This is a genomic window from Motilimonas sp. E26 (assembly GCF_021278025.1).
In the GTDB taxonomy this organism is placed as follows: domain Bacteria; phylum Pseudomonadota; class Gammaproteobacteria; order Enterobacterales; family CBDFNC01; genus Motilimonas.
This window is the reverse complement of the sequence record NZ_JAIBHJ010000034.1, coordinates 1-26,600: the sequence shown is the minus strand read 5'-3', so window position 1 is coordinate 26,600 and position 26,600 is coordinate 1. Positions and strand designations below refer to the sequence as shown.

The window sequence follows — 26,600 nt, the reverse complement described above, 5'->3', positions numbered from 1 at the left end:
TTACAATTTAGAGAATTACGGAGGGGTGGCAGAGTGGCCGAATGCACCGGTCTTGAAAACCGGCGTGGGTTAATAGCTCACCGAGAGTTCAAATCTCTCCTCCTCCGCCATATTCAGAGTTAGCACTCTTTAAATAGTTAGGTTAGATAACCGTTATAGGGTTCGGCTCCTTTAACATGTTATCCTCAACCGCGAGAGTCAACTCGATAAAACACTACAACAGGGATATCGCCAAGCGGTAAGGCACCGGGTTTTGATCTCGGCATTCTGAGGTTCAAATCCTCATATCCCTGCCACATTCAACTAATTAGCATCGCTAATAAGTTAAAAGTTCTTGGGGGGGTTCCCGAGTGGCCAAAGGGAGCAGATTGTAAATCTGCCGCGAAAGCTTCGATGGTTCGAATCCGTCCCCCCCCACCATATTCCCGAATACCGGTGAGGTGGCCGAGTGGCCGAAGGCGCTCCCCTGCTAAGGGAGTATGGGGTTTGTAGCCCCATCGAGGGTTCAAATCCCTCCTTCACCGCCATATTCCTTTTCTTATCTAAAATATTATCCTGCATTAAATTCATACCCCATATATTTATCTGTACTTTTTCCCTTTTCTGAAAAAAATCTAGCCTTACAGACGTCTAAAATGATAAATTGAGTTTCTATCTATTAATAACCTATCCAAAAATACATTGGTTTCGGTTCATTAATTCCGTTTCGTTAAATTAAGGAAGTAGAAACGCCATGAAAAAAGTAGGTCTAGTTGGTTGGCGCGGTATGGTGGGCTCTGTCCTCATGCAACGTATGTCTGAAGAGAAAGATTTTGATTTAATTGAATCGACTTTCTTCACCACCTCTCAGGTTGGTTTACCTTCTCCAGATATTGGCAAGACCAGCACGACTCTGCAAGATGCTTTCTCAATTGAAGCACTAGCAGAAATGGACGTGATCTTAACTTGTCAAGGCGGCGACTACACCAAAGAAGTTTACCCTAAACTGCGTGAAAGTGGTTGGGATGGTTACTGGATCGATGCCGCGTCTTCATTACGCATGGCAGAAGACAGTATTATCGTACTTGATCCGGTTAATAGTGACGTGATTCAGCAAGGCCTAAAAGATGGTGTAAAAACCTATGTTGGCGGGAACTGCACCGTTTCGCTAATGTTAATGGCACTCGGCGGCTTATTTGAAAAAGGCCTAGTTGAATGGGCGACGCCACATACTTATCAAGCAGCTTCAGGCGCCGGTGCGCGTAATATGCGTGAACTAATCAGCCAAATGGGCGCGATCAAAGACAGTGTTGCTGCCGAGCTAGCCGATCCCGCTTCTGCTATTTTAGACATTGACCGTAAAGTTGCTGAGACTATCCGTAGCGACGACTTCCCAACGGAACAGTTTGGCGCCCCACTAGCAGGTAGCTTGATCCCATGGATTGATGTACCGCTACCTTCGGGCCAAAGTAAAGAAGAATGGAAAGCTCAAGTTGAAGCTAACAAAATTCTAGGCCGCAGCGATAACCAAATTCCAGTTGATGGTATTTGTGTTCGTATTGGTGCAATGCGTTGTCACTCTCAAGCTATCACATTGAAACTAACCAAAGATATTTCGGTTGAAGAAATCGAAAACATCTTAGCGAGCCACAATGATTGGGTAAAAGTGATCCCTAACGATCGTGCTATCAGCGCACAAGAACTAACCCCTGCGAAAGTAACAGGCACTTTAAGCGTTCCTGTTGGTCGTATTCGTAAACTTACCATGGGGCCTGAATACATCAGCGCATTTACGGTAGGCGACCAGCTACTATGGGGTGCGGCAGAGCCATTACGCCGTATGCTACGTATCTTGTTAGCTGCCTAGTTGGCATAACCATAAATAACCAAGGGCCGATTACCGGCCCTTTTTATTACCGTCAAAAACCAATTACTTCAGCTGGTAGTCTTGTAACCTTTCACGACGATGGTTGATTGCAACAGCAAACTTCTGATCTAAACTCCGTTTTGTCTTCCCAGACGGATCAGATGCGATAATATCTAACATTAATTCTGTGGCTTTGTGTAAATTTCCACCTTGAATTTCACGAACATATTTATCCACAATAGTCATAACAAGCTCCCTCTTAACCGATTACAAGCTACAAGCGAACAAGTAATGCAGTCAAAAGCTTTAAAATAAAATGCTACTATTCGTCAAATATGCTCATCCAACAAATAACAGTCATAACGATTACCTAACAGTAATAAAATAGTGCACTTTGATACAAATTTGTTAATTCGCACGGTTAATTATTAATCATAATTAAGCTCTATTTGACAACTTCTTGTTTATTTTATTATTTACTTAATATAATTTTTGCTTGTATCTACATTCGATAAACATATAAATCCAATTCCGTGATGATTTAAAAACACTTAATTAGTAGCTACTTACAATGAGCAAAAAGCCAGTATTAGTTAAAGTGCAAAATCTCCCCCAAAATTAGCAGGTAATGCATTGAATCATTTAAATTTATTGATAGTGTTTCACTGTGCCCAAAAGCGTCTTTTTAGTAACACAGCCACACTGAGAGAAATGAGTAAAATGATAAGATTTTCCGGAGACGTTAACCATTTATAGGCTGCTTTAAACCATTTGATATACCAAACAGGTTCTTCAAATTGAATCGAGCTATCAATTCTTTCATGCTGAAAATTAACCGCGTTCAATGGCTCAGAAATAAGAACTTCATCGTACACCGCTGCAGTAGTGATTTTTGCTTGTGCTGATAAGCCGATATATTCAGTAATGTCTTGTTTAAATTTTAAATATTCTACTTTTATCAGTTGTTTATTAGCACCAAAAAGATGCTTGATTAAGTCAAGGTCTTGATAACTAACAACAGTTTCTGGCATTGTAATAACATTCTCAGCAGAAGTATTAAATGATAAAAGCTCCTCTTCACCTCGCGAGGCATTACCAATAATAAAAGGGTCCGGCTCCAGATCTGCCGTTAAATCTGCAACAACATCATGAGTGTTCACTTGTTTATACTCATCCAACAACCTAGCTTGTGGATCATATTCAATTTCTATCATCCCAGCAAAGCTAGGCTTTAGTAAAATACCCCATAACAACAAGCTCAATATAGCTTTCATGTTCAACGTCCTTTTCGGCAGCCTGACAACCTAAATATTAGTAGAGTGAATAAAATGAGGTATAAAAAAGGCCAGTATGACTGGCCTTGAAACTAAAAAAGGCCAGTATGACTGGCCTTGAAACTAAAAAGGCCAGTGTGACTGGCCTTAAAATAAATTTAAACCTAAGAATAGGCTAACTTAAGTAATCTAGCTAAGCTGCTGCTTGGTCGCCACTGAGCTTTCAGTATCAAGCTCTTGCTGACTATTTGGGTTGTATTTTTCAACGATAACGGCACATGCTGCATCACCTGTGATATTGAGTGCGGTACGGATCATGTCAAAAATACGATCGAGTGCGAATAACAGCGGTAAACCTTCAATCGGAATACCTGCCGCCAATAACACTGCAACAACCAAGAAAGACGGCCCAGGTACACCCGCTTGACCAATAGCGCCAATTGTTGCGGTTAAAATAATGGCAATGTAAGCACCTAAACTCAGATCAACATTGAACACCTGAGCAAAAAATACCGCTACTAAGCCATAGTAAATAGCGTTACCACTCATGTTAATCGTCGCGCCTAGCGGCAACACAAAAGCCGCCGTTGAGTTAGAGACGTTTAGCTCCTTTTCTACCGTGTCTAAGGTCACAGGCAAAGTTGCCATTGAAGATGCTGTCGACAACGCCACTGCTTGAGGGCGTTTCATTGCGGAAAGGAAACGCTTAACAGGCACATTCGACAAGGACTTGATCAGTAAAGGATAAAAACCAAAACCAAAAATGAGAATAGCCGCCACATAAACAACAAATAGCTTCATTACAACGCCTAAGACATCAAAGCCAAATGTACCTACTGCTTCAGCCATCAAGCCAAATACACCAATCGGAGCTAAATACATTACAATGTTGATCATCCAAACAAACGCGTCAACTAGCCCATCTAGTATGTTTTTAATTGGTTCGAATCGCGCCTTATCAATTTTCGATAGACCTATACCAAGAAATAAACAGAACACTAAGATTTGCAGAATATTAGCTTCACCAAGAGACTGAAACACATTGGTTGGGATCATCCCTAAAATAGTTTCAACAAAACCTGGAACCGAGCCTTTATCTGCGTATTCATTAGAAAACATACTCTGCATTGACGTTAAATCAACGCCAACCCCAGGACGAAACATCTCGCCCATTAGAATAGCCAAACCAACGGCAGCTGCAGAAGTCAGCATAAAGAAGGCAAAGGTAGTGATGCCAATTTTTCCAGCTGCAGGACTATTACCTAAGCTGGCGGCGCCTGAAATAATGGCGACAGCGACTAAGGGGATAACCAACATTTTGATTAAGTGAATAAATACAGCGCCGAGGGGTGCAAATACTGCCGCACTCTCACCCATCATCGCGCCAACCGCAGCACCAATGATCATGGCTATAACAACCTGCATACCTATATTAGATAGCAATCCTTTTTTTTGTGTTTGCACTATGCACCTCTATTCGTTAGGGCTTAATTATTATTTAGCTGCGCAGTCATCCTGCCATACTATTTACCAGCGTAAAATACACACTTTGAAGTTCATAATCACCAATGCAGATCAAAAAACAGAAAAATTAACTAAAAAATAACAATAAATAAAAACTTATCACTAAATAAAAACACTACTGATTACTTCGGCGGAAAATCAACTCGATTAAAGTGCAATCAATACTCGTTAATCGCCATGAACACCTAAAAGATACTCGCTCAATACCAGGCATTCACTTTACTTCTCTTGCAGGAATAGCCACTATAGTCACTGACTTAGGAGGTCATATGCATATCTTTGAATGCCATGGTAATACAGGCCAACACGCCACCATCACAGTGCAATCATTACATCCCACACAATTAGGCAGTGTAAAATTCTCAGCCAATGATGATAACTTTGCCATTATACTACTCACACAATGTCGTAGTGACTCAGCAGGATTCTTTAATCTACTCGCAGGAACGAAACCTCTATACATAGAGCAATGGTTGGACTACCTCAAAGAACAGAATGCAATTAGCCATTATCGACAAGAGATCGTCGCATTTGAACCAGAGCAGTACGGTGAAAAATTATGTCTGGAAGATGAGCAAGCAGAACATTTACTGGCACTGCTTTATCAAGTGGGGGGATTTAATAAATTACAGGTGTCACGTTTTATAAAACAGCGTAAAAACCTCGCGTCCATGGCAACCCGCTACAGCAAAGAAGATCTTGCTCGTTATCTCAAGTTGGGCGAGGCAATCAACTACATATTACAACTGAAATCTCACAAGTCTAAATAGCTTATCTTCTATTACTCAAACGTAAATACAGCCCCCAATACTTGTTTAGCCGCTTGCTTTATAGAGGCTAATTGCTGCACCGAATAGGCCTGGTTTGCACTCGCCCCCCACACCACACCAGGCCAGCTGGGATCAACTTCAAAACGAGCGACCAAATGAATGTGCAACTGTTTGACCACATTACCAATAGCAGCAACGTTGAGCTTATCAGGTGCAAACTCTGCCTGCATAAACTGACTAACCTGATTAATTTGCTTTAACAGCTGCTGTTGCAATGCCAAATCTAATTGGTATAACTCTATGTAAATGGTTTTAGGAACTAAGATAAACCATGGATAGGCTGCATTTTTTGACAGCAACAGCACACTTTGTGGCGACTCAGCGATGAATTCACAATCTTGAGCTAATCGTGAGTCGAGTTTGAAATTTTGCATAAGCTGTTTTGACCGTTAGCCATAAAACCAACAGCTTACCTTAAGCTTAGCTAAGCTGCACGGTAACGAATAATTTCCTTGCTTATTTCAGGATGCTGATCACGGTGAATTTGGAACAAATAGTCACGTAACACCGCCGACTCCATCTCATCTTGATTGAGCTCATAGGCCACCGTTTGTTGATCAACAAAACGATTTACTTGACCGGCTAAATCAATTTTTGAGCCATCAGGTAACAGTAAGCTGTGTTGTTCTAGCTGCAATGGGACATGTTGATTTACCTCCGTTAACCCCAGAGATAGACCCGATACGGATAAATCTTTTATGGCAAAAGGAAGCCTGTCTCCTGAAGGTGAAACCAAAAAAATACCTTGTACAGGAGCGCGCCAGTAACGAAGTTGCTGACCCGCTTCATAAATGTCTGGCGTAGCGAAGCTCAAATGCGGCAACCCTAGCTCATTTTCAGTAATTTCGAGAGGAAAAACGAAATGGTGCTGGCCATATCTAGCCACCACTTGCAATGTATTTGCTGTCCCTAATTGCTTTAAAAAACCTTGCTGATCAGAAACAACTCCAAAGCTTAAACTTTGATCGCCCTGCTCCAGTGGTTTTTCTAACATTAGCTCGGAAAGAAAATCCATCTCTTCCGAGTTCAGGACAGCGTAGGATTTGTCCTGTTCCATGTTTGTAGCCCATTTTATCCCCAAAGTAGGGGTTACGTTATTGTATTTATGGCGTTATTTTAACCCAGTACAAAAAATGAGCAATACGATAAAGCTGAATTTTCACATTATTGATAATTATTTGACTTCAAATCCCTCATAATAGACTAGTAGAGATATAAACAGAGATAACAGGTAATAAAACCAGCATTAATGCGCTGATTATTAACCACCAGCTCTGTTTATTAACAAGGCTCATCACTAAGGCAATCACTGCAGCGGCCACACAAATAGCAACAGCAAGTAAACTTCCAGAGCCATCCTCACTCGGAGAAAAGAAATAAAAGGAAATAAACAAACCCAGTAATAGTAAAACGGGAGGGGTATAGCGTTTCAAGTGCAATCCCATTAAAATTGAAATGAATAAAATAAGGTGTGCCAACGCAGAGCTCACACACCGCATACGGATAGGGTAGCTACATTACTCTTCGGGCTGCACTTCAACATCAACTACATAATCACCCTTAAGCCAGTTGCGACCAATCAGTAGTTTATAGGACATTTTTTTGCGATCGCTTAGGTTAACCAATACCTTTTTCGATTCACCACGCCAGCTCAATGATAACTCAACTTGGTAGCGTTGCTCCTTGGCAATTGCATTACGTATCGTCACTACATCAACAATTTCAGCTTGATGGGTACGAAACTCTTTTTTTTCATTCATGGTGGTGAAGGTAACCGTTTTACCTACATTGTCCTTCATTTTCCCTGCATCATTGTTAACTTTAATATCAAAGGCATGAATAGAAGTAGTATTAGCGCCGGTATCAACCCGCGTGAGGAATTTAAAATTTTCGAGTTCTGTCACTTTAATGTATTCAACAGGCCCAACAGAACGCTTTTCTGCCACACTATAAAAACTGGCAAACAAACCGGACAAGCACATAAGTAACACTATTTTTTTCACATCAACTCCTATTTTATTAATAATCAACACTTTAACTGCAGTATTTATAATGTTGTCAGCTAGGCACTCGATTTACAAATATCAACGTAAGCTTTTACTGTTCGCTCATAGCCTTGCTGCAACGATTCAACCACCAGCGCATGACCAATAGACACTTCTTTAATGTCAGGAATAGTTAAGAATAAATCCAAATTCTCTAAGCTAAGATCATGACCAGCATTAACTTCAAGCCCCAACGCTTGTGCCGCTTTGGTCGCCTCAGCAAATTGAGCCAGCACTGCATCTTGCTGTTCGGTAGCAAATGCTTGCGCGTAAGACTCGGTATAAAGTTCGATACGATCGGCGCCCGTCGCTTTGGCTAGTTCCATATCTGCTGCGACCGGATCCATAAAAATACTGCTACGGATCCCCGCCGCGGTTAATTTAGCCACCACACTTTTCACTAATTCAAAATCTTGATGTAAGTTCCAACCGTGATCAGAGGTGATTTGGTTAGGATCATCGGGCACTAACGTACACTGATGTGGTTTAGCGTCCAACACCACCTGCATAAATTCATCACATGGGTAACCTTCAATGTTTAACTCGGCACCACTAAATTCTGCCGCCACTTGCTTTAATTCATAAACGTCCGAGTAACGCGCATGACGCTGATCGGGCCTAGGATGTAAAGTAAGGCCATTAATACCTAATGCCAAGCCTTGGCGAGCAAACTCGGCCACGCTTGGATAATCTCGTCCACGGGAATTACGCAATAAGGCAATTTTATTGAAGTTAATGCTGAAAAACGTACTCATGCTACTAGCCTTGTCCACCAAGTATTAAAGGACCTAAACGATAACATAGCTAGTAATTAAAGGCAGGTATTACAGATATAAAAAAACCCGGCGAACCGGGTTTCTTAGGCTTCTGTGGGTGATTATTTAATCACGTGAACAGAAGAAGTATTGGTTGTACCTGAATCAACAAGTGCACCCGATACCATTACAATGTTGTCGCCCGCTTTCGCTAGGTCTAACTCTTTCGCTAGTTTCATACCTAGCTGGTAGAAACAGTCAGTGTTATCCATTTTGTCAACCACAACTGGCGTTACACCTTTGCTTAAACATAACTGTTGAGCTGTTTTTGCGTTAGTAGTAATCGCAAGAATAGGCGCTTTAGGGAAGAATTTACGTACTGAACGAGCAGACTTGCCGCCTTCAGTAGCAACAACGATTAGACGTGAGTCTAATTGCTCTGCTGTTTTAACTGCACCGCGACATACCGCTTGAGTGATGCTTTTCGCATCTGCATCTTGCTTATATGCTTCAACGCGAGATTCCATGCGCTCATCTGTGCTGTTACAGATAGTTGCCATGATATCTACTGATTCTGCAGGGTATTTACCCTTCGCACTTTCACCAGAAAGCATTACCGCATCGGTACCATCGATGATTGCGTTAGCAACATCACCCGCTTCTGCGCGCGTTGGACGTGGGTTTTTGATCATTGAGTCAAGCATTTGTGTAGCTGTAATAACTGGCTTACGTGCTAGGTTACATTTCTCAATCATCATTTTTTGCGCGAAGATTACTTCATCAACTGCGATTTCAACACCTAGGTCACCACGAGCAACCATGATACCGTCAGATGCTTCTAAGATAGCGTCGAAGTTATCAACACCTTCTTGGTTTTCGATTTTAGAGATAATTTGAATGTTCTCGCCACCGTTAGCAGCTAAAAGTTCACGGATTTCTTGCACATCTTCTACTTTACGGATGAAAGAAGCAGCGATGAAATCAACACCTTGTTGACAACCAAATACTAGGTCCGCTTTATCTTTTTCAGATAGTGCAGGAAGCTTCACGCTTACACCAGGAAGGTTAACGCCTTTGTTTTCGCCTAGCTCACCGTTGTTTTGCACTTCACATTTAACTTCAGTATCAGTAATCGCTGTCACTTTAAGTGCGATCAGACCGTCATCAAGTAATACAGTATTACCAACACTTAGGTCTTTAGTTAGACCAGGGTAAGTAACAGCTACAATTTTGTTGTTACCCACTACGCTTGCGTCAGTCGTTAGAGAAAACTCTTGACCTGCAACTAGTGCTACATCGTTACCGCCTTCAAGTTTAATTGTGCGAATTTCAGGACCTTTAGTATCCAGTAAGATTGCAACTTTCTTACCTGTAATTTCAGATACTTCACGGATAGTGTTGATACGACCGCCATGCTCATCGAAATCACCGTGTGAGAAATTAAGTCTCATCACGTTCATGCCGTTAGCAACTAGCTTAGTTAGCATTTCTTTAGATTCAGATTTAGGACCGATAGTACAAACAATCTTAGTTTTTCTCACTTTTTCTCTCCGAGAGACGCTCTGCGTCATTGTAAAAACAAAACTTGCATTCCATGCATGCCAAGGGAACATCCCAATAGACGATGCGGCGATAAATTTTAGAAACTGAATTGTACTCGAATTTTGTTGTGAAATTACAACTTCAAGTCAATAAAAATGGCGAAAATGGCGAAATTGACGTAATTAATAAACTCGCCCTTCCTCACCAACATTACATTAGGCAACTTTCGCTCATTTATCGTCCAGTAGCCGTAAGTGTAAACATAAAGCAAGACCTTTAATATTGCGCTAGACCCAATAAGGTAAGGTTTTTTTTCAGTATAAAAAATTGTGCTAGAGCTACCGTGAAGTGCAGAATAAGCCACTATTTTTAAATCGAAAATTCAGCATAAAGCCAAACTAAATTGAAACTAAACAACCAAACTGAAACTAAAAACCAATCGCAGCAATTCTTTTCATCCTCACAGCCATAAGGTAGCATGCGCCCCCCATTTTGTTCTGAGGTGATGTTATGTTTGTAGGCTTTGATTACGGTACGTCAAATTGTGCCATTGGTGCGTTTGAACAAGGGCAACCTAAACTCATTACCTTAGGTGAACAAGATACCTTACTCCCTTCAACTTTATATGCTCCTGAACGCGAAACAATCGTCGCTTGGTTAGCACAAGCCCTGCCTGATTCCAGTTTAAAAACAGACTGGTTAAAACAACGAGGGCCCGCCATTTTGGCTGGGAAACGCATTCAACAAGAGCTTAAACTTGATGGCATCGACACCGATCTACATTTTGGCAACGCGGCACTACAGCGTTATTTAGAAGAGCCAGAAGAAGGATATTACATAAAGTCACCTAAATCCTTTTTAGGTGCCACTGGTGTTAGCAGTATTCAGCTCGCATTATTTGAAGATATTGTCACCGCTATGTTCTGCCATATCAAGCAACAAGCTGAGCAGCAACTGCAGCAAGACATTACCCAAACCGTGATTGGCCGTCCGGTTAACTTTCAAGGTTTACGTGGTGAACAAAGCAACCAACAAGCATTGAAAATACTGACCCAAGCGGGCTTGAAAGCAGGGTTTAAAGACATTGAATTCCAATTTGAACCTATTGCCGCCGGCTTTGCTTTTGAAGCAGAGTTAAACCAAGATCAAAAAGTACTTGTGATCGATATTGGCGGAGGAACCACTGACATTTCATTAATGGAAATGGGGCCTAGCTACAACCAGCTACTTGATCGCCAAGCGCAGATTCTGGGTCATTCTGGTGAGCGGATTGGTGGCAACGATTTTGATATTAATTTTGCCCTGCGCGGGTTAATGCCTTTGTTTGGCCTGGATTCTGAGCTCACCACAGGCAAACCAATGCCATCTAAAGCACTATTTGATGCAGTGGCTATCAATGATGTAGGTAGCCAAACTCGTTTTTATAGCCGCGACAATTTATTAGCACTGAAGGAGTTACGTAAAGACAGCTGCGTACCCGAACAAATTGCTCGTCTGCTCCATGTGCAACAACACAAGCAAAGCTACCAATTAGTGAATACCGCTGAACAATCGAAAAAGCAGTTGTCAGAGTTAACGCAGCACTTTGCCGATCTTGGCTATATTGAATCCGGCTTAGGCCGTGAATTGTCACAAACCATCCTAGCGCAAGCCAGTAGCCCATTACTCACTCGTATCAAGGCGCTGATCGATGAAACCTTGCAGCAGGCGCAGACTCAACCCGACGTGATCTTTATTACCGGTGGTAGCGCGAAATCGCCTGCTATTACCCAATTTTTACAACAAGAATACCCTGCAACTAAACTGGTTGCTGGCGATCACTTTGGCAGTGTGACTACAGGCCTGACCCGTTGGTCAAAACTGTGTTTTGCTTAATCTTCACACAGCAGCTTTAAGGTTATCACGCAGGCCTGTGGCACAATTGAGATAAAGCAGTTAACATAACTGTATATTTGAACAGTTATATTAACGCCGTGAAACTCTATATTGCCGAAAAACCTAGCTTAGCCCGTGCCATTGCCGAAGTCATGCCCAAGCCACAGCAAAAAGCCGAGGGCATGATCACCCTGCCTAATGGTGATTGTATTTCTTGGTGTATTGGCCATTTACTCGAGCAAGCTGAGCCTGACCACTACGGTGAGCAATATAAAAAGTGGCGCTTAGAGCACTTGCCTATCGCGCCGAACGATTGGCAACTAAAAGCAAAAAAAGGCACTGTTAAACAACTAAGTATCCTAAAAAAACTAATAAAAAAGGCCAGTCAAATCGTGCACGCAGGCGATCCTGATCGCGAGGGACAACTGCTAGTAGATGAGGTGATCAATCATGCCGGCATTAGCCAAACCAAACGCCAACAAGTTCAGCGTTGTTTAATCAATGATTTAAATCCTAGCGCAGTGAAACAGGCCCTCGCCAACTTACGCAGTAATCAAGATTTCATCTCACTTTCTATCTCAGCACTGGCACGCAGTCGCGCCGACTGGCTCTACGGCATGAATATGACCCGAGCCTACACCATTCAAGGACAACAAGCTGGCTACCACGGTGTGCTTTCTGTTGGCCGCGTGCAAACTCCTTTACTTGGGCTAGTGGTGCGACGTGATTTAGAGATTGAAAACTTTGTCAGCAAGCCTTTTTATGAGGTGCTGGCTCACGTGCAAACCAACAATAATGAAACCTTTACAGCCAAGTGGCTGCCCAGTGAGGCTTGTTTACCCTACCAAGACGACCAAGGCCGCGTACTGGTAAAAGGATTAGCGGAAAAAGTGGTGGAGAAGATCCACCAGCAACCAGCAAAAGTACTTAGCAACAAGCAAGAGAAGAAACGCCAAGCGGCGCCGTTACCCTTTAGTTTATCCAGCTTGCAAATAGAAGCGGCCAAACGTTTTGGGATGAGTGCCAGCCAAGTACTTTCAAGCTGTCAAAAGCTGTATGAAGAATACAAACTCATCACCTACCCGCGCTCTGACTGTCGTCATTTGCCTGCCGACCAATTCAAACAAGCCAGTGCCATTGGTCAAGTATTGCTGCAAAATTTACCGCCACTACAACCCCTTATCCAGCAAGCCAATTGGCTGCAAAAAAGTCGCTGCTGGAACGATAAAAAAGTCACCGCCCATCATGCCATTATCCCGACCCTAAAAACCTATAATGCAGATAAACTCGGCGCCAGCGAGCGTAAGCTTTACGAGTTAATTTCGCTGCAATACTTAGCACAGTTTTTCCCTGATTTTGAATATCAAAATCAAACCATTATGTTAGATATTAAAGGTGGCCAATTTTGCGCTAAAACCAAAGCAACGCTAAATTTGGGCTGGAAGCAATTATTAAGCAAACCGAAACAACAAGCAGAAGTCAGCTTACCTATAGTCAAAGTAGGCAAAATACTCACTTGCGATCACGGCGAGCTCGTGGAAAAAAATACTCAACCACCAGAGCATTTTACCGATGCCACTCTACTGGCTGCAATGACGGGAATTGGCCGCTACGTCATCGATGCAGATTTAAGGAAAATTTTAAAAGACACTGATGGCTTAGGTACAGAAGCAACCCGAGCCAGCATTATCGAGCTGTTATTTAAACGTGGCTTTTTACAGCGTAGCGGCAAACAAATCGCGGCCACAGTGGTGGGTAAGGCGTTAATTTTAAGCTTGCCTGAAACCTCAACTCGTCCCGACATGACTGCACACTGGGAATATCAACTCGAAAAAATATGCCAAAAAGAGGCCAGCTATCAGCACTTTATGGATCAATTACTGAACCAGCTAAATCAGCTTATCGAGCAAGCTAAACACATGCCTGCCTCAGCATTAAGCCAGTTAAAAGATGTTGCGCCTAAGAAAAAACCATTTCGACAATACAAACGTAAAACCAATACAGCAAAAAAGCCAAGCCGCACTAAGCTTAAATCCAACAACTAATAAAGGGGATAAACAGTGGCTGATTTAGCATTACTGGCAGAGGGACGTTTGACCAGCGGCGAGTTTTTTACGGCTCATTTACTTGAGCAAGATAAAATCCAACTAAAAACTCATACCAATAGCATAGTGTTGCAGGTACAAGCGCAACATATTGCACTACAGCACCAAACTAACATGAGTATCTTGTCGGTACATTGCGGCGGCTGGCAAACTCACTTTGAGCTCACGCCCGATTCGGCTGTTGAATTTAACGGCTTATTAGTGCTCACTTAACCTTCGGCTTTGTTTAGGCCGAGCGCAACGGCCCAATTTCGTTTTCAGCGATGAAAACACAAAGCGCATATAGGACATATTCACTGCACTTTTTGCAAGCTCCAGGAAAGGCATTGTAGTAATACCACTATGTCGCTTATGGAACAAACTAATTCATTTGGCAGCTAACTTATAAACAAGACTTAGTGCTCAGAAGAAAGAAGGCCCGATACAAACTTACGTTCGTATCGGGCCGTAGTCACTTCACCATTCCTTGATGAACCAAGTGCTCCCTGCGCTCCCTGACTTATGCCTTTCCAAGGCTTCCTTACCTCAATCCTTGAGTCGTCCCTATGTCATCCTAACTAACAAATCATCCTGATTTGTCCTACTCTCCTTCCTGGAGGTGTCCATTACAGCATCCTGCTGTGATCTCCTTTTTCATCCTTGACGGTCAACCATCCTAAGCTAACCATTACGCTATCCCTGCGTGCTTCCTTATACCTTCCATTGGTTGCCTAACATCCTGTTTAGCACCGACTCTGTCCTTGAGTTGATAGTGACAGCTCCTTGGTAACATCTAATCAAACATCCTGTTCGATTCCTGCTGCGTCCCTACGTCATTAAATATACGTGATCCAATAGGGGAAAATACCTACTTTAGAACTAATCAAGTCCTCACAAATTATTCAAAATAAAGTATAGTAATTTAAAAACAGTAACTTAAAGTTAAGTTATAGTGTTTTGTTCACAACAAAAGCGAAATAATCAAAGTATCTTCGGGCGCTTTACCACGCAACTCATGGCCGATCTCTTACACCTTTATAACGACGTAAAATCCTATCGGGACTTACCTGCTAAAAAACCAACATAATGGCAAGAGCAAAAAAATAAATATAAAATCAATCACGGTCAGACCTAGATCACCAAATATCACGGCTAAAAAATTGTGCCTTCATATTCCATGGTATAAGCTTAACTTGCCTTGTTTGACTAAGGCCGACATGACCTTATACAAGTTAACTCTGCGCCGTTTGCTGTGGTATAAGCTGTAACCCATACCTTAACTCGCTTGAGTGCTTAAACATGGCTTTGATAGTTCGCCAGCCCCCGCTGGTAAAATTTAATGTTATGTAAGTAACAAAAGTTAAGTAAGAGAGAAATATGTCAGATCAAGTTGCAGGTACCGTTAAGTGGTTCAATGACGAGAAAGGTTTTGGTTTTATCGAGCGTGAAGGTGGTAAAGATGTGTTTGTTCACTTCAGTGCCATTAACGCTGGCGGTCGTAAGACCCTAGTTGAAGGCCAAAAAGTAATGATGGAAGTTGTTCAAGGCCAAAAAGGCCCACAAGCAGAAAACGTTACCCTGCTCTAAATATTCTGACCGAAACCAAGTGCACCAATGCCTTGGTTTCGGTTTTATGCTTCAATATTGATCTAACTCAATACTTTCTTCTAAGCCTTCTTTATACAGCGTTAGGGTTTTTCTCCTCTCACCCCTCGCATCTGGTAACCTTTTCAGTATAATCGCCGCCCATTAATCACCTTGATGCAGCTTAGCCCTTATTATGAATTATTTTAGCTCTTCAATCGCTGTTCTGGCCGTGTTCTCTGTAGTTGCTAGCTTCCAAATTGCCGCCCAAAGCAGCCCATTAAAGCAAGAAGTAACCCAGCTATTACTGATCTTTGATAAGAATAAATGCCAAATACAGCAAGGTGATACGCAGTTATCTAGCTTAGACAGTAAAAAGCTGTTTAAAAAGCAATTCAAAACTTACCAGCAAGACATTCAAAACACCGAAGACTTTATTCGTCTCGCCACCGCACGCGATATGTTAACGGGTGAGCCAATCCTGCTCACCTGTAACAAGCAAAGCCACCAATCAAGCCAAGATTGGTTTAACGAGCAACTAATACGTTATCGCCTGACCAAAGCCAATAAAGGCAATATGTTTTAACGCCAGCCAAAGTAAGAACACATTAATTCATCCAAATTCTGGATAGAAAATGCACCTTGTCTACTAGTGATAGGCTTAAGCAAAGCTGAGTTTATTCACTTCAGCTTTACTGAAATAGGCTGCAAACAATAGAGCGGGTGGTGATTTTAAGGAATGAAAACGTAAAACGTGTAGGAATATATTGACCGCATTTTTGCTGGAAAACAGATTGTTTCGTTTATCTAGAATTCGGAACAAGCAATCCCTTAGGCTTCATTAGTTAAGAGGTAGGGGCCTAATTCTTGCTCTAACTGCGCTTTCAACACCCCAACTTCAACCCGTACACCAGCATCACGTAAAATCTGAATGCCTCGCCCTTGGTTTTTAATATGGCTATCAATCAACCCCACATAAACCTGTTCAACGCCACGAGCCACCATGGTTTTTGCGCAAGATGGTGTGCGCCCAACAAATGAACATGGCTCTAAGGTGACAAACAAGCTCACTCCCTGCAAGTTATCCAACTGCGCCAACACCATCGCCTCGGCATGCATGTTGCCTGGCGGTTGGGTATGGCCTTTGGCAATGATCACGCCATCTTTAACTGCAATACAGCCCACTGGCGGATTAGGGCGACAAGCTGGTAAAGCTAGCTTGCCTTGTTCGATAGCCTGCTGCATAAAAAAGTCTATTTGTTCAGGTTTCATTGGTTAACCACGTAAGAATGTTTGGGTACTGAAATTGATAATTCAGGTATTGTAAGATTTTTTGGCTCGAAACGCTCCGCTTTGGCTGGCTGTTTGCATTAGTAAACACTGGCGGGATCAATCCAGCATGAGCAGTTGCCGCAATGTAAAAGTCAGCACGGGCAAGGCCATTTTCGGTACTAACATTATAGATATCCGGCTGCCAGTCTTGCGCTAATAACTGACTGATCACGGCAATGCAATCTGCCTGATGGATCAGGTTGGTAGGCGTTAGGCCAGCTTCTAGCTGTTTACCCGCTAAAAAGCGTGCAGGTGTTCTATTCTTATCTACCAATCCAGAAAAGCGTAAAATAATGCTGGAAAAAGCGGCTTGCATTTTTTTCTCAGCATCGACTAACACAGAGCCTTGTTTTAACGGACTTGTTTCAGTTAGTAAGTGATCACCTTGAGCATAAACACCTGTAGTGCTGATAAATATCACTTTTTTAACGTGCTGAGACTGTAATGCTATCACTAGCTGGTTTATTTGTTGTTGATAGATGTCTGGCGTTTGCGACTTACTGCGTGGCGGTAACATCACAATGACGACTTCAGCCTGAGCGCACCAAGCACCCACATCACCTATTACTTGGCTCGCAGTGACCTTAATAACATGAGCATCTAAGCCTGACAGCACTAAGCGATCGACTTGCTCAGTATCGCGGCGACATACACTGACCGGCCAACCTTGCGCCTGTAGTGCGAACGCTAATGGCTCGCCCAGCCAGCCACAACCAAAAATCGCAATTTTCGCTTTGTTCATTTCACTTCCTTAGTAACGACAAAGTTGGGTATAGTCACCATAATATTATTTCTAGGGTGATGTTAACCATGGCCAACAATAAACCCAAGCATATCTGTTTTTCTATTACCCATCATGGCTTTGGCCACGGAGCAATTAGTTGCGCAGTGATCTCTGAGTTGCAGAAGATCGCCCCCGAAACTAAGATTACGATCCTTTCAACTATTCCGATAAGCTACTTTAAGCCGCGATTAGCTGCGCAATTTGAGTTAATAGCAGTTGGCTCCGACTTTGGCATGGTCATGCATTCTGCCATCTCTATCGATCTCAAACGAAGCGAAGAGCAATACCAACAATTATTGCAAGGGTGGCCAGAAAAAGTAGCGGCTGAGCAAGCATTACTCGCTTCACTAAAGCCAGATTTAGTGGTGAGTAACATTTCACCCATCACCCTAGCAGCAGCGGCTAATTTAGCAATACCCAGTGTGAGCATTTGCCCATTTAATTGGTCGCAAATCTTGTCCCATTACAGCAAAGAGCCCACGTTATCTGGTCAGTTGATACCATTAATGGATAATGCTTATGCAAGTGTTCGTGTTGCATTAAAGCCTGAGCCCCATGTACCAAATCCGAAATCAACCAAAGAGATAGAAATCGGCCCGATTTGCCAATCAGGACAAAACCAGCGTTCCCGTTTAAATGAAAAGCTAGCACTAAGCTCAGATACGCAAATTGGCTTAATTGCTCTAGGTGGGTTAAGAGTGCCGATAGACTTAAGCCAATGGCCGCAAAAATCAGGTTGGGTATGGCTGGTCGATCAAACGCCACCAGCAGGGCGACCAGATATGCATCACTTTACCGATACCCGTTTACCCTTTCTCGATTTAGTCTTTAGTGTCGATGTGGTGATCACCAAACCGGGCTACGGCACCTATACCGAACTAGCATTAGCGCAAACCAAAGCGATAACCTTAACCCGTCCAGACTGGCCGGAAACACCTTACCTCAATCACTTCTTAGCACAGCATATAAGTTGTGCCGAGATAGCACCAGAGCAACTTGCCACGCCAAGCTTTAGTTTATTAGTCGATCAAGTGATGCAAGCAGAAAATACAAACACAGGACAATGGCAGTCAGGTGCCACGCAAGCTGCGCTGCACCTTATATCCTTATGAGCGAGGAAATATGCAATCAACCTTTGGATGGATATAAGGACGACCGGACTTATTGAGTGAAGTACCTGTGATCAATGCGGTCAATACCGTTTTATTATCACTTAGTCTTACCACTGTTTGGCGAAAAGCAAAGCGGACTTTACTTGGCCGCTCAGGTTCAACTTGAATGTAGAACTCATCGCCACTGGTTAACGAAGTTTTATAGTCTAGCTCCGCCTTTACCACTACAAGATGGATACCTTCTTGAGTCAGTTCGGCAAAGTTTACGCCTTGCTGCAACAAAAATTCATGGCGAGCATGTTCGAGATAATTAAAGTACACCCCATTGTTAACGATACCTTGCATATCACATTCGTAATCACGCACTTTAAACGGCAGGCGAAATGGCTGACTCATACTGCTTTACTCCTTTATCATTCATCCGTAACAACGCGCTACATTAACAAGCTTATTGTCTGAAATAGCGGGAATTAATCATGACAGTTACTGGCTGACTCGTTCTTTTCTTGCTCTTTGATGGTATTAAATCGCAGATAACGCACCATCAAACGCCGCTTAATTCGCTTACTCACTTTATACTTGCGTTGGTGGTACTTCATTTGTTGTAACCGAATGTTGAATTCAGTGAGCTATTATACTTAAACACCTTACAAATGCATGACTTCAGCAAATTAAGTAGCAACAAAAAGCCAACACTGAGTGTTGGCTTGTGCAATTAAAATATCAGGTACGAAAGGCACCACGTTACATAATAGCGGTTAGCTCACTTGGCACGCACTTTCTAATTCAATACGCTTTTTATCGCGTTGACTCGCCCATTGATTTAGCGCCACCGAACCAAGAATAATCACTAATGCAATAAGAGTGGTATGGCTAATCTGTTCGTTTAACCACAACGCCCCCAGCAACATCCCAAACAAAGGCACTAAATAGTTACTAAAGGAAGCAAAAGTTGGCCCGCTCAACTGAATCAGTGCCATAAATAGAAAATACACTAAACCAGTACAGAATATCCCTAGCGTCAACAAAGACAAGATAGCGTTGGTTTCTGGCACAATCGCACCAAAATCTTGTGTTACTAGTGCCAACACACTTAACTGCAGTGCCGCACATGCCAATATATTGCGCGCCACCAACAACGGCGCCTCACTGGCAAACCGTTTGATCATTAACATACCCAACGCAAAACAAGCGGCACCGAATAAAATAGCGAGTATTGGCCACAATAAACTCGACGCTTCCGCGAGCTGAGGAGCAAATAAAACAACGATACCGGCAAAACCCAGTGCCACGCTGATCATCCCCCATAGGGAAATTTTTTCAGATTTTAACACCAAGGGTGCTAACAATAAGGTCATAAACGGTATGGTACCCATAGTAACCGCAGCCACTGCACTATCAACATACTGCTGACCCCAAGCAACCAGCACAAAGGGTAAAGTTGCATCAAGCAAAGCTATCGACATATAGACAAGCCAATTAAACTTTTCACTTTTGAGCCCTAAAATTCGACACACCAGCACTAAGGTGACAAAGCCGCATAACGCACGACTTGCAGCCACGACCAGCGGCGGGAAAGCAATCAGCGCTTGGTGCATAAAAATAAATTGCGACCCCCATAGCAGACCAATGCCTAATAAATACATGTAACTTCTCATTGCTTACTCTTTATTGATTGATAAACATTTAGTTCTGCATATTGTAATAACCACCGATGTATTCATAAAATGAATTATCAACATAAAGGCATGTGGAATATTAATATGTATAGCAAGCTCGACCTCAACCTACTGCGGGTATTCAATGTGTTGATTCAGCATCGAAACGTCACTCAGGCTGCGCAAAAGTTACATTTATCCCAATCCACCGTTAGTCACGCCCTAGCAAGGTTACGTAACCAACTGGACGATCCTTTATTTGTGCAGGTAGGAAGAGAGATGCAACCCACCGAAAAGGCTTTGTTGATGGCCCCTGCGATCCAACAGGCATTGCTATTAATTCAGCAAGGCGTCAATAGCCAAGCCAGTTTCGATCCAACACAAAATGCCAAGCATTTTCGACTGGCGGTAGGAGGAGCCATCGAGCACACCTATATTGCACCACTTATTCAATATTTGGGCGAATTTGGTTCGCATCTTAGATTAGATATATTTGAATTAACTAATAGTGACTACGAGAAAGAGCTTGAACGAAAAGCCATTGATTTAGTAATAGGTTTTGCTGGCAGCGGCCACTTAAGCCCGAAATTAGTAAAGACACACTTACTTTCTAACCCCTTATCTTGCTTGTCATCGAGTAATTTCACAACGAAAAAACAAGGTGAAATATCAGCGAAGGAATTAGTCAGCTTACCGCATATTTATACGTCAAGCTGGGGCCATTCACAGCAATTGATAGATCAATATTTTGCACAACGCCAATTAACGCGAAAGATTGCAGCACAAGTGCCCACGTTTGCAGCAGTGCCGGGCTTACTCATGGGTGGAAACTACTTAGTCATGGTGCCGAAAATGGTTGCCGACCAGTTATGTCAACTCTACCCTATTAAGCAACTGACATTAGGCACTGACGAAATTAATGTCTCCTATGAAATAGCTCAACACCCGCTAACCAGCCACGATGCAGCGATCAACTGGCTTAAACAAGCAATACTCGATATTTGTCAAAAAACTTGAAATGAAAAAAGGCACTTGCGTGCCTTTATCAAACTTAAGCGTTAATAGAAAGTTAAGCCTTAGGGGCTTCGGCCTTCTTTAGCTCTGCGATTGTCTCTGCTGCAGCAATACGACGACCAAAGGTGGCAAAAATAGTTAAGGTTTTTGGCATGTCGGCATAGACATCATCAACCACAGGGAGCTGGTCTTTAGGTGTATCTTTCAACATGGCTGGTAACTGCGGGTGGCCGGATAAAACCATTGAGCCCAGTAAAGTTTGCGATACTAAAGACTTCGATTCATCATCCAAATTGGATAAACGATCTTGCCATAGGTCTGAAAGCCAGTGATAGCCTTGTAAGAAACCAGCACAAAATGCCATTAACTCAACATTCGCATTATTATCTTTACAGTCACACACATCAGGGAAGGTAAAGCCCTCAGGAGCCTTTAACTCATCAACGGCATGCTTAAAGTAAACCATGATCTCTTGTAAAAAAGCATCTCGCACTTCAGGTGCAATCTCTGCACTAATTTTTTGATCGACAAATAACATTGGCCACCAGTCTTTGGTGGGAATTAACGCTGGCGCACTAACAATGGCAAAGGTAAAGCCCTGCGCTTGTGTCGGCCCCATTACTTTATCAACCAAAGCAGGATGATTAATGGCTTTAATTAACGAAGATGTGCTGTACGACATGAGAAGTCCTTATTCATTCAACTGATTCGATAATAAAGCAAGCAGAGATAAGGCCCAACACTATCCATAAGATATGAGAGCCTGATCGCGATGCGATTCACTCATGCTTAGTTCTTGAGCAGATCACCTTCATCTGATTTAGTCGGTACTTGAGTTAGTGGACTATTCGGCAAGCAAAAACTACCACAAAAGAATATAACCGTTAATCCTAGGTACGCACCTAACAGCTCAAAAAAGTTAGCTTGATAACTAAGGAATTTAGCAAGACCAAAAAACACAGCAATAAGCCAACCGGCTAGTGAGATAGAAATAGACACGCGGAATAATAGCGCTTGCTCAACACTGTTAGCCAAAAGGTTTCCTTCACACAAGCCTCTAATATTTGGCAAAACGCGACGAGAAATAAAATAGCCATTAAGTGTCACTAATGCGACCACTAATACCTTGACCCAGACTTTTTGGTTCATGATATATGCAGGATCTTCACTATAACCCTGCAGCAAAAAACCAATACCCGATAGCCAAAGCACAGCCAAAGACCAATTTATGGTGCGATGGGCTAACTGAATAACTTCAAATAAATCATAACTAAAATTACGAAAGCGACGTGAAATAAGCAGTTCGGTCATTATCATGGCGCCAATGGCCGCTGCTAAGCTCAGTATATGAGCATACAGTAGTACAATTTTCATGCTGAAATCCTTTTCAGTAATAACAAACCTAAGCATCCTTGCTAGGTATTACAGAGGCAACTCTATCAAGATATTAATCAACCACAAACCCAAGCCGACAGCACATTACCAAGCTTTCAATAAACATCACATTATCATCACAACTTGGCAACAAAAAACCGCTTAAAGCTAGTATTGATACATCCCATTACAAATAAGGCCAACTAACGACACTAAATAAGAGAAATGACAAAAGATAGATAAGAATAATTGCTCAAAAAACAGCCAAGAACGTAAAAATAGTTTACACTCTGCTTTATCATTTATACGGGACGGTGTATGTGACAAAGAGATGAAACGGCTAATTTGGCACTCTGTTTTCGTTGTTTTTGAGGAAAACAGCCATAAAAACCAACCTTTTTTCATTTTTTTTGTGAGCCACAGCATAAATATCGAGCGTTTCGTGACCATTTATCATATAATACCGCGCTTTTTCAATTACCCACTCGCATCAGAGGTTACATGTCCATAGAAACTCCTTCATTTAATGAATTACACCTTCCTGAACCTATCTTGAGAGCCTTGGTAGAACTCGGCTATGAAACTCCTTCTCCTATTCAGGCTCAGTGTATTCCATTGTTACTGGACGGAGCGGACGTGTTAGGTATGGCGCAAACCGGCACCGGTAAAACCGCCGCATTTGCACTACCATTACTTGCGAGAATCGATCTTAAAAGTAATAAACCACAAGTTTTAGTACTTGCCCCCACACGCGAACTAGCTATTCAAGTAGCTGAAGCTTTCCAAGCTTATTCACGTTACCTACCAAATTTCCATGTGTTACCAATTTATGGTGGCCAAAACTATAGCCTGCAGTTCAAATCACTTAAGCGCGGTGCACAGGTTGTTGTTGGTACACCAGGTCGTATCATGGATCACCTTAAGCGTGGCACATTAGATTTGTCTGAACTAAAAGCCATGGTATTAGATGAAGCAGACGAGATGCTGCGTATGGGCTTTATCGATGATGTTGAAACCATCATGGCTGAAACACCATCAGAGCGCCAAACAGCGCTATTCTCTGCTACGATGCCAGATCAAATTCGTCGCATTACCAAGCGTTACATGCGTACGCCAACTGAGATCAAGATCAAGGCAAAAACATCTACCGTAGAAAATATCGAGCAGAAAGCTTGGATGGTAAGTGGTGTAAACAAGCTAGACGCACTTACTCGAATGTTGGAAACAGAAGAGTTTGATGGCGTGATCATCTTTGCTCGTACCAAAACGGCAACAGTGGAACTAGCAGAAAAATTAGAAGCACGCGGCTACCGCAGCTCGGCACTAAATGGTGATATGAACCAAGTGTTGCGTGAGCGTACCGTTTCGCGCTTGAAAGAAGGCACATTGGATATTCTTGTTGCGACCGATGTCGCCGCTCGTGGTCTTGATGTTGAGCGAATCAGCTTAGTTGTTAACTACGATATTCCTACCGATACTGAGTCATATGTTCACCGTATTGGTCGTACTGGTCGTGCAGGGCGTACAGGTAAAGCCATTTTGTTCGTGGCCCCACGTGAGCGTCGTTTGCTTAGTGCCATCGAGCGCGCAACACGTCAGCCGATCACTATGATGTCATTACCTACCCGTGATGAAGTAACACAAAAACGCATCGAATCATTCCAAACTGATATCCAAAAAGTTATCGAAGCTGAGAGTATGGAGTTCTATAACCAGCTAGTGGAACAAATGTCTGCTGAACTAGAGCTTAGCAAAGAGAGTATGGCCGCTGCGTTACTTTATATGGCACAGAAAGATAAGCCATTCCAACTACCACCTGAAGAGCCATCTCGTGAACGTTTTAGTAGTGGTCGTGAAGATCGCCCTCGTCGTGAGCGTAGTCCTCGTGGCGAACGTCCAGAGCGCGGTGAACGCCGTCGCCCTGATGTACCACTCGACACCTTCCGTATTGAAGTAGGTCGTGAACATGGCGTACAAGTTAAAAACATCGTTGGTGCCATTGCTAACGAAGGAAATATGAACAGCCGCTTTATCGGTGATATCGTCTTACATGACGATCACTCAACGGTACAGTTACCACAAGATATGCCGGCCGACTTACTGAAACACTTCCAAAAAGTGTACATTTGCTCTCAGCAAATCAAAATGCATAAGGTTGATGATGCAGGTACATTTAACAAGCCTCGTCGTCGCGCACCAAAAAAACGTGATACTCGTAAAGACTAATTAGTCGCTGTTACGTTGATTCAATAACCGTCCTTGCGACGGTTTTTTTATGCCTCAGATATACAAAGTGTGCTTTCCATCCAATTGATATCAATCAACGCGGATTAAGACATGGAATGTATCTATACTTAACTATAAAATCACCAGTACAAGCATGATGTAACTCGAATCAAGCGCATCATGCTAGTACATGTTTATCATAGGCAATGTTGAGAGCAAATTATGGTTATAGACAGCGAAGGTTATATTCAACTTATACATTTTTTGACTAACAATCTTGCCTTGTTTGAAAGCAAAGGTTGCGCAACTCAAGAAGATTCTGTTGCTGAATATGTCTCAGACCTTATCGCTGAAAATGTAATGAGGGTGTGTATCCAACACGAGCACCTCGACAGCACCCACCGTTTTGAAGTCGTTCGAGAAACGGATGCTATCGTACATGATTTAGAAGAAGTCCTTTCTACCGTTTGGCACCAAGCACCAACCCCGGAACAAAAAGAATTTTTAACGGAATTCATTGGCTTGATCAAAAACTTGTTTGACACTGAGCTAACTAAGTTTGATTGAAGCGTTATATCTACGCTTCAATCAAAAGTGTCCTTAGGGGACTGAATGCCCCATCGAAGCTTGCCAAATACTAAACCATTGCTGACGGTCTAACTGAAGTTGTTCTGACAACACGGTAGTGCGGGAACGTTCAATACGGCCCGAGCCAATGATCGGTAAAACGGGAACCGGTAATGCTAACAGCCAAGCATATATCACTTGATCCATATTATCCGCCCCCAACTCTTTCGATATATTTACCAATACCTCACGCAATCTGATAGCTTGTTCAGTCTGAGCGGTAAAAATATCCCCACCTGCCAAACAAGACCAAGCCATCGGGGTAATATTATGTTGTTGGCAATAGTCTAATGCACCATCATGTAGCGATTGCATGTTTAAAGGCGATATTTCGATTTGGTTAGTTACTAAATCAAAATTTAGCCGCGACTGCAGCAGGCTAAATTGCGTTGCGCTAAAATTCGAAACACCAAAGTGCTTTACCTTCCCATTCTGTTTTAGTTTTTCGAACGCTTTGCTAACTTCGTCAGCATTCATTAAAGGATCGGGTCGATGGATCAGTAATAAATCCAGCTGCTCCGTCCCCAAGTTCTGTAAAGACTGGTCGACTGAATATAAGATATGCTGCAGGGTAGTGTCATAGTGATTTACATATCGCTCGGGAGTACAATCAAAAGCGGGCTTTATGCCACACTTGGAAACTAATTCAATCTTACTCCTAAGTCCTGGATTTAACTTCAATGCCCTTCCAAACGCAACTTCACACTGATATTGGCCGTAGATATCAGCATGATCCATCGTTGTAATACCCAGCTCTATATTCTGCTCGATAAACGTCAGCATGTCTTGATCAGACTTATTCCAGTCCAGCGCCCGCCAAAAGCCTGCCACAAATCGCGAAAATTCAGGTCCCTTACTGCCTAATTGTATTCTTGATACTGTCATTATATTCACCACCTTAGGTCTCTATTGATAACAATAGCCTAGCAGGTGAGTGTGAAATTTATGCAGTATTTAAAAGGAATAAATAGATAAATATTGGCGTTTACTTTTCTTCAAACGTAAAAAAGCCCGACTCTTTCGAATCGGGCTTTCTGCTGCTCACTATGAGCTTATTTGGCGCTTGGCGGTGTCCTACTCTCACATGGGGAAACCCCACACTACCATCGGCGCT

The 26,600-nt window shown here is 42.6% G+C and carries 28 protein-coding genes and 4 tRNA genes; 15 read left to right on the top strand and 17 right to left on the bottom strand.

All coding sequences use genetic code 11. The annotated features are described in order from the left end of the window. Nucleotides 1–19 precede the first annotated feature (19 nt). The 5 genes from K1M91_RS19110 (at nucleotide 20) to asd (ending at nucleotide 1,846) form a co-directional block, all read left to right on the top strand. Nucleotides 20–110, top strand: a tRNA-Ser gene (locus K1M91_RS19110). 111 nt (nucleotides 111–221) lie between these two features. Then, nucleotides 222–296, top strand: a tRNA-Gln gene (locus tag K1M91_RS19105). Nucleotides 297–336: 40 nt separating this feature from the next. Beyond that, a tRNA-Tyr gene (locus tag K1M91_RS19100) sits at nucleotides 337–420 on the top strand. 14 nt (nucleotides 421–434) lie between these two features. Further along, a tRNA-Ser gene (locus K1M91_RS19095) sits at nucleotides 435–527 on the top strand. 206 nt (nucleotides 528–733) lie between these two features. After that, nucleotides 734–1,846, top strand: a complete 1,113-nt coding sequence (asd, locus tag K1M91_RS19090; RefSeq protein ID WP_232803855.1) for an aspartate-semialdehyde dehydrogenase — start codon at nucleotides 734–736, stop codon at nucleotides 1,844–1,846. A gap of 63 nt (nucleotides 1,847–1,909) precedes the next feature. Here the strand turns inward: asd and K1M91_RS19085 are convergent, their stop codons facing one another. The 3 genes from K1M91_RS19085 to K1M91_RS19075 all read right to left on the bottom strand — a co-directional run bounded on the left by K1M91_RS19085 (nucleotide 1,910) and on the right by K1M91_RS19075 (nucleotide 4,545). Beyond that, nucleotides 1,910–2,092, bottom strand: coding sequence for a hypothetical protein (locus K1M91_RS19085; protein ID WP_232803854.1), 183 nt, complete (start codon nucleotides 2,090–2,092; stop codon nucleotides 1,910–1,912). Nucleotides 2,093–2,508: 416 nt separating this feature from the next. After that, nucleotides 2,509–3,120, bottom strand: a complete 612-nt coding sequence (locus tag K1M91_RS19080) for a hypothetical protein (protein WP_232803853.1) — start codon at nucleotides 3,118–3,120, stop codon at nucleotides 2,509–2,511. A gap of 189 nt (nucleotides 3,121–3,309) precedes the next feature. Continuing rightward, entirely contained in the window at nucleotides 3,310–4,545 is a 1,236-nt protein-coding gene (locus K1M91_RS19075) for a dicarboxylate/amino acid:cation symporter (RefSeq protein WP_282561195.1), read from the bottom strand. A gap of 368 nt (nucleotides 4,546–4,913) precedes the next feature. Here K1M91_RS19075 and K1M91_RS19070 point away from each other — a divergent pair, with 368 nt between their 5' ends. Beyond that, nucleotides 4,914–5,414, top strand: coding sequence for a hypothetical protein (locus K1M91_RS19070; protein ID WP_232803852.1), 501 nt, complete (start codon nucleotides 4,914–4,916; stop codon nucleotides 5,412–5,414). 11 nt (nucleotides 5,415–5,425) lie between these two features. On the opposite strand, the gene K1M91_RS19065 is transcribed toward K1M91_RS19070, so the two are convergent. From K1M91_RS19065 to pykF, 6 genes are all read right to left on the bottom strand, one after another. After that, nucleotides 5,426–5,848, bottom strand: coding sequence for an HIT family protein (locus tag K1M91_RS19065; RefSeq protein ID WP_232803851.1), 423 nt, complete (start codon nucleotides 5,846–5,848; stop codon nucleotides 5,426–5,428). A gap of 50 nt (nucleotides 5,849–5,898) precedes the next feature. Next, nucleotides 5,899–6,531, bottom strand: coding sequence for a PilZ domain-containing protein (locus tag K1M91_RS19060; protein WP_232803850.1), 633 nt, complete (start codon nucleotides 6,529–6,531; stop codon nucleotides 5,899–5,901). Between the two features lie 136 nt (nucleotides 6,532–6,667). Beyond that, entirely contained in the window at nucleotides 6,668–6,907 is a 240-nt protein-coding gene (locus tag K1M91_RS19055; protein WP_232803849.1) for a hypothetical protein, read from the bottom strand. A gap of 84 nt (nucleotides 6,908–6,991) precedes the next feature. Then, nucleotides 6,992–7,477, bottom strand: coding sequence for a RimK/LysX family protein (locus tag K1M91_RS19050; RefSeq protein ID WP_232803848.1), 486 nt, complete (start codon nucleotides 7,475–7,477; stop codon nucleotides 6,992–6,994). A 59-nt stretch (nucleotides 7,478–7,536) separates the two neighbouring features. Then, nucleotides 7,537–8,274 carry a pyridoxine 5'-phosphate synthase gene (locus K1M91_RS19045; protein ID WP_232803847.1) on the bottom strand — a complete coding sequence of 246 codons (738 nt, stop codon included), beginning with the start codon at nucleotides 8,272–8,274 and terminating at the stop codon, nucleotides 7,537–7,539. Nucleotides 8,275–8,396: 122 nt separating this feature from the next. Then, on the bottom strand, nucleotides 8,397–9,815 hold the full coding sequence (pykF, locus tag K1M91_RS19040; RefSeq protein WP_232803846.1) for a pyruvate kinase PykF: 1,419 nt from the start codon (nucleotides 9,813–9,815) through the stop codon (nucleotides 8,397–8,399). A 511-nt stretch (nucleotides 9,816–10,326) separates the two neighbouring features. Between pykF and yegD the strand changes: the two genes are divergently transcribed. The 5 genes from yegD to K1M91_RS19015 all read left to right on the top strand — a co-directional run bounded on the left by yegD (nucleotide 10,327) and on the right by K1M91_RS19015 (nucleotide 15,945). Then, the gene (gene yegD, locus K1M91_RS19035; RefSeq protein WP_232803845.1) at nucleotides 10,327–11,691 is read left to right on the top strand and encodes a molecular chaperone; all 1,365 of its coding nucleotides are present in this window, start codon (nucleotides 10,327–10,329) and stop codon (nucleotides 11,689–11,691) included. A gap of 98 nt (nucleotides 11,692–11,789) precedes the next feature. Then, nucleotides 11,790–13,736 carry a DNA topoisomerase III gene (locus K1M91_RS19030; RefSeq protein ID WP_232803865.1) on the top strand — a complete coding sequence of 649 codons (1,947 nt, stop codon included), beginning with the start codon at nucleotides 11,790–11,792 and terminating at the stop codon, nucleotides 13,734–13,736. A 15-nt stretch (nucleotides 13,737–13,751) separates the two neighbouring features. Then, complete coding sequence (locus K1M91_RS19025; protein ID WP_232803844.1) at nucleotides 13,752–14,009, top strand: hypothetical protein; 258 nt, start codon at nucleotides 13,752–13,754, stop codon at nucleotides 14,007–14,009. Between the two features lie 1,143 nt (nucleotides 14,010–15,152). After that, nucleotides 15,153–15,362 carry a cold-shock protein gene (locus K1M91_RS19020; protein WP_232803843.1) on the top strand — a complete coding sequence of 70 codons (210 nt, stop codon included), beginning with the start codon at nucleotides 15,153–15,155 and terminating at the stop codon, nucleotides 15,360–15,362. A 193-nt stretch (nucleotides 15,363–15,555) separates the two neighbouring features. Next, the gene (locus K1M91_RS19015; protein ID WP_232803842.1) at nucleotides 15,556–15,945 is read left to right on the top strand and encodes a DUF5329 family protein; all 390 of its coding nucleotides are present in this window, start codon (nucleotides 15,556–15,558) and stop codon (nucleotides 15,943–15,945) included. Nucleotides 15,946–16,190: 245 nt separating this feature from the next. Here the strand turns inward: K1M91_RS19015 and K1M91_RS19010 are convergent, their stop codons facing one another. Together K1M91_RS19010 and K1M91_RS19005 are read right to left on the bottom strand one after the other, a co-directional pair. Then, nucleotides 16,191–16,631, bottom strand: coding sequence for a bifunctional diaminohydroxyphosphoribosylaminopyrimidine deaminase/5-amino-6-(5-phosphoribosylamino)uracil reductase RibD (locus tag K1M91_RS19010; RefSeq protein WP_232803841.1), 441 nt, complete (start codon nucleotides 16,629–16,631; stop codon nucleotides 16,191–16,193). Continuing rightward, complete coding sequence (locus K1M91_RS19005; RefSeq protein WP_232803840.1) at nucleotides 16,621–17,433, bottom strand: NAD(P)H-binding protein; 813 nt, start codon at nucleotides 17,431–17,433, stop codon at nucleotides 16,621–16,623. The genes K1M91_RS19010 and K1M91_RS19005 overlap by 11 nt, the downstream gene beginning before the upstream one ends. Nucleotides 17,434–17,501: 68 nt before the next feature. On the opposite strand from K1M91_RS19005, the gene K1M91_RS19000 reads away from it, so the two are divergent. Next, on the top strand, nucleotides 17,502–18,587 hold the full coding sequence (locus K1M91_RS19000; protein WP_232803839.1) for a hypothetical protein: 1,086 nt from the start codon (nucleotides 17,502–17,504) through the stop codon (nucleotides 18,585–18,587). Here the strand turns inward: K1M91_RS19000 and K1M91_RS18995 are convergent. The 3 genes from K1M91_RS18995 to K1M91_RS18990 all read right to left on the bottom strand — a co-directional run bounded on the left by K1M91_RS18995 (nucleotide 18,582) and on the right by K1M91_RS18990 (nucleotide 20,245). After that, nucleotides 18,582–18,983, bottom strand: coding sequence for an acyl-CoA thioesterase (locus tag K1M91_RS18995; RefSeq protein WP_232803838.1), 402 nt, complete (start codon nucleotides 18,981–18,983; stop codon nucleotides 18,582–18,584). The genes K1M91_RS19000 and K1M91_RS18995 overlap by 6 nt on opposite strands. 74 nt (nucleotides 18,984–19,057) lie before the next feature. After that, nucleotides 19,058–19,186 (bottom strand): hypothetical protein, encoded by a 129-nt coding sequence (locus tag K1M91_RS21475; protein WP_282561192.1) that lies wholly within the window; start codon nucleotides 19,184–19,186, stop codon nucleotides 19,058–19,060. Nucleotides 19,187–19,345: 159 nt separating this feature from the next. Beyond that, entirely contained in the window at nucleotides 19,346–20,245 is a 900-nt protein-coding gene (locus K1M91_RS18990) for a DMT family transporter (RefSeq protein ID WP_232803837.1), read from the bottom strand. 105 nt (nucleotides 20,246–20,350) lie between these two features. On the opposite strand from K1M91_RS18990, the gene K1M91_RS18985 reads away from it, so the two are divergent. Beyond that, nucleotides 20,351–21,262 (top strand): LysR family transcriptional regulator, encoded by a 912-nt coding sequence (locus K1M91_RS18985; RefSeq protein ID WP_232803836.1) that lies wholly within the window; start codon nucleotides 20,351–20,353, stop codon nucleotides 21,260–21,262. A gap of 52 nt (nucleotides 21,263–21,314) precedes the next feature. On the opposite strand, the gene K1M91_RS18980 is transcribed toward K1M91_RS18985, so the two are convergent. Together K1M91_RS18980 and K1M91_RS18975 are read right to left on the bottom strand one after the other, a co-directional pair. Further along, complete coding sequence (locus tag K1M91_RS18980; RefSeq protein WP_232803835.1) at nucleotides 21,315–21,941, bottom strand: YecA family protein; 627 nt, start codon at nucleotides 21,939–21,941, stop codon at nucleotides 21,315–21,317. Nucleotides 21,942–22,048: 107 nt separating this feature from the next. Then, on the bottom strand, nucleotides 22,049–22,633 hold the full coding sequence (locus K1M91_RS18975) for a hypothetical protein (protein WP_232803834.1): 585 nt from the start codon (nucleotides 22,631–22,633) through the stop codon (nucleotides 22,049–22,051). A 501-nt stretch (nucleotides 22,634–23,134) separates the two neighbouring features. Between K1M91_RS18975 and K1M91_RS18970 the strand changes: the two genes are divergently transcribed. Together K1M91_RS18970 and K1M91_RS18965 are read left to right on the top strand one after the other, a co-directional pair. Next, the gene (locus K1M91_RS18970) at nucleotides 23,135–24,859 is read left to right on the top strand and encodes a DEAD/DEAH box helicase (protein WP_232803833.1); all 1,725 of its coding nucleotides are present in this window, start codon (nucleotides 23,135–23,137) and stop codon (nucleotides 24,857–24,859) included. A gap of 222 nt (nucleotides 24,860–25,081) precedes the next feature. Further along, the gene (locus K1M91_RS18965; protein ID WP_232803832.1) at nucleotides 25,082–25,426 is read left to right on the top strand and encodes a DUF3802 family protein; all 345 of its coding nucleotides are present in this window, start codon (nucleotides 25,082–25,084) and stop codon (nucleotides 25,424–25,426) included. A gap of 33 nt (nucleotides 25,427–25,459) precedes the next feature. Here the strand turns inward: K1M91_RS18965 and K1M91_RS18960 are convergent, their stop codons facing one another. Further along, on the bottom strand, nucleotides 25,460–26,371 hold the full coding sequence (locus K1M91_RS18960; protein ID WP_232803831.1) for an aldo/keto reductase family oxidoreductase: 912 nt from the start codon (nucleotides 26,369–26,371) through the stop codon (nucleotides 25,460–25,462). Nucleotides 26,372–26,600: the final 229 nt, after the last annotated feature.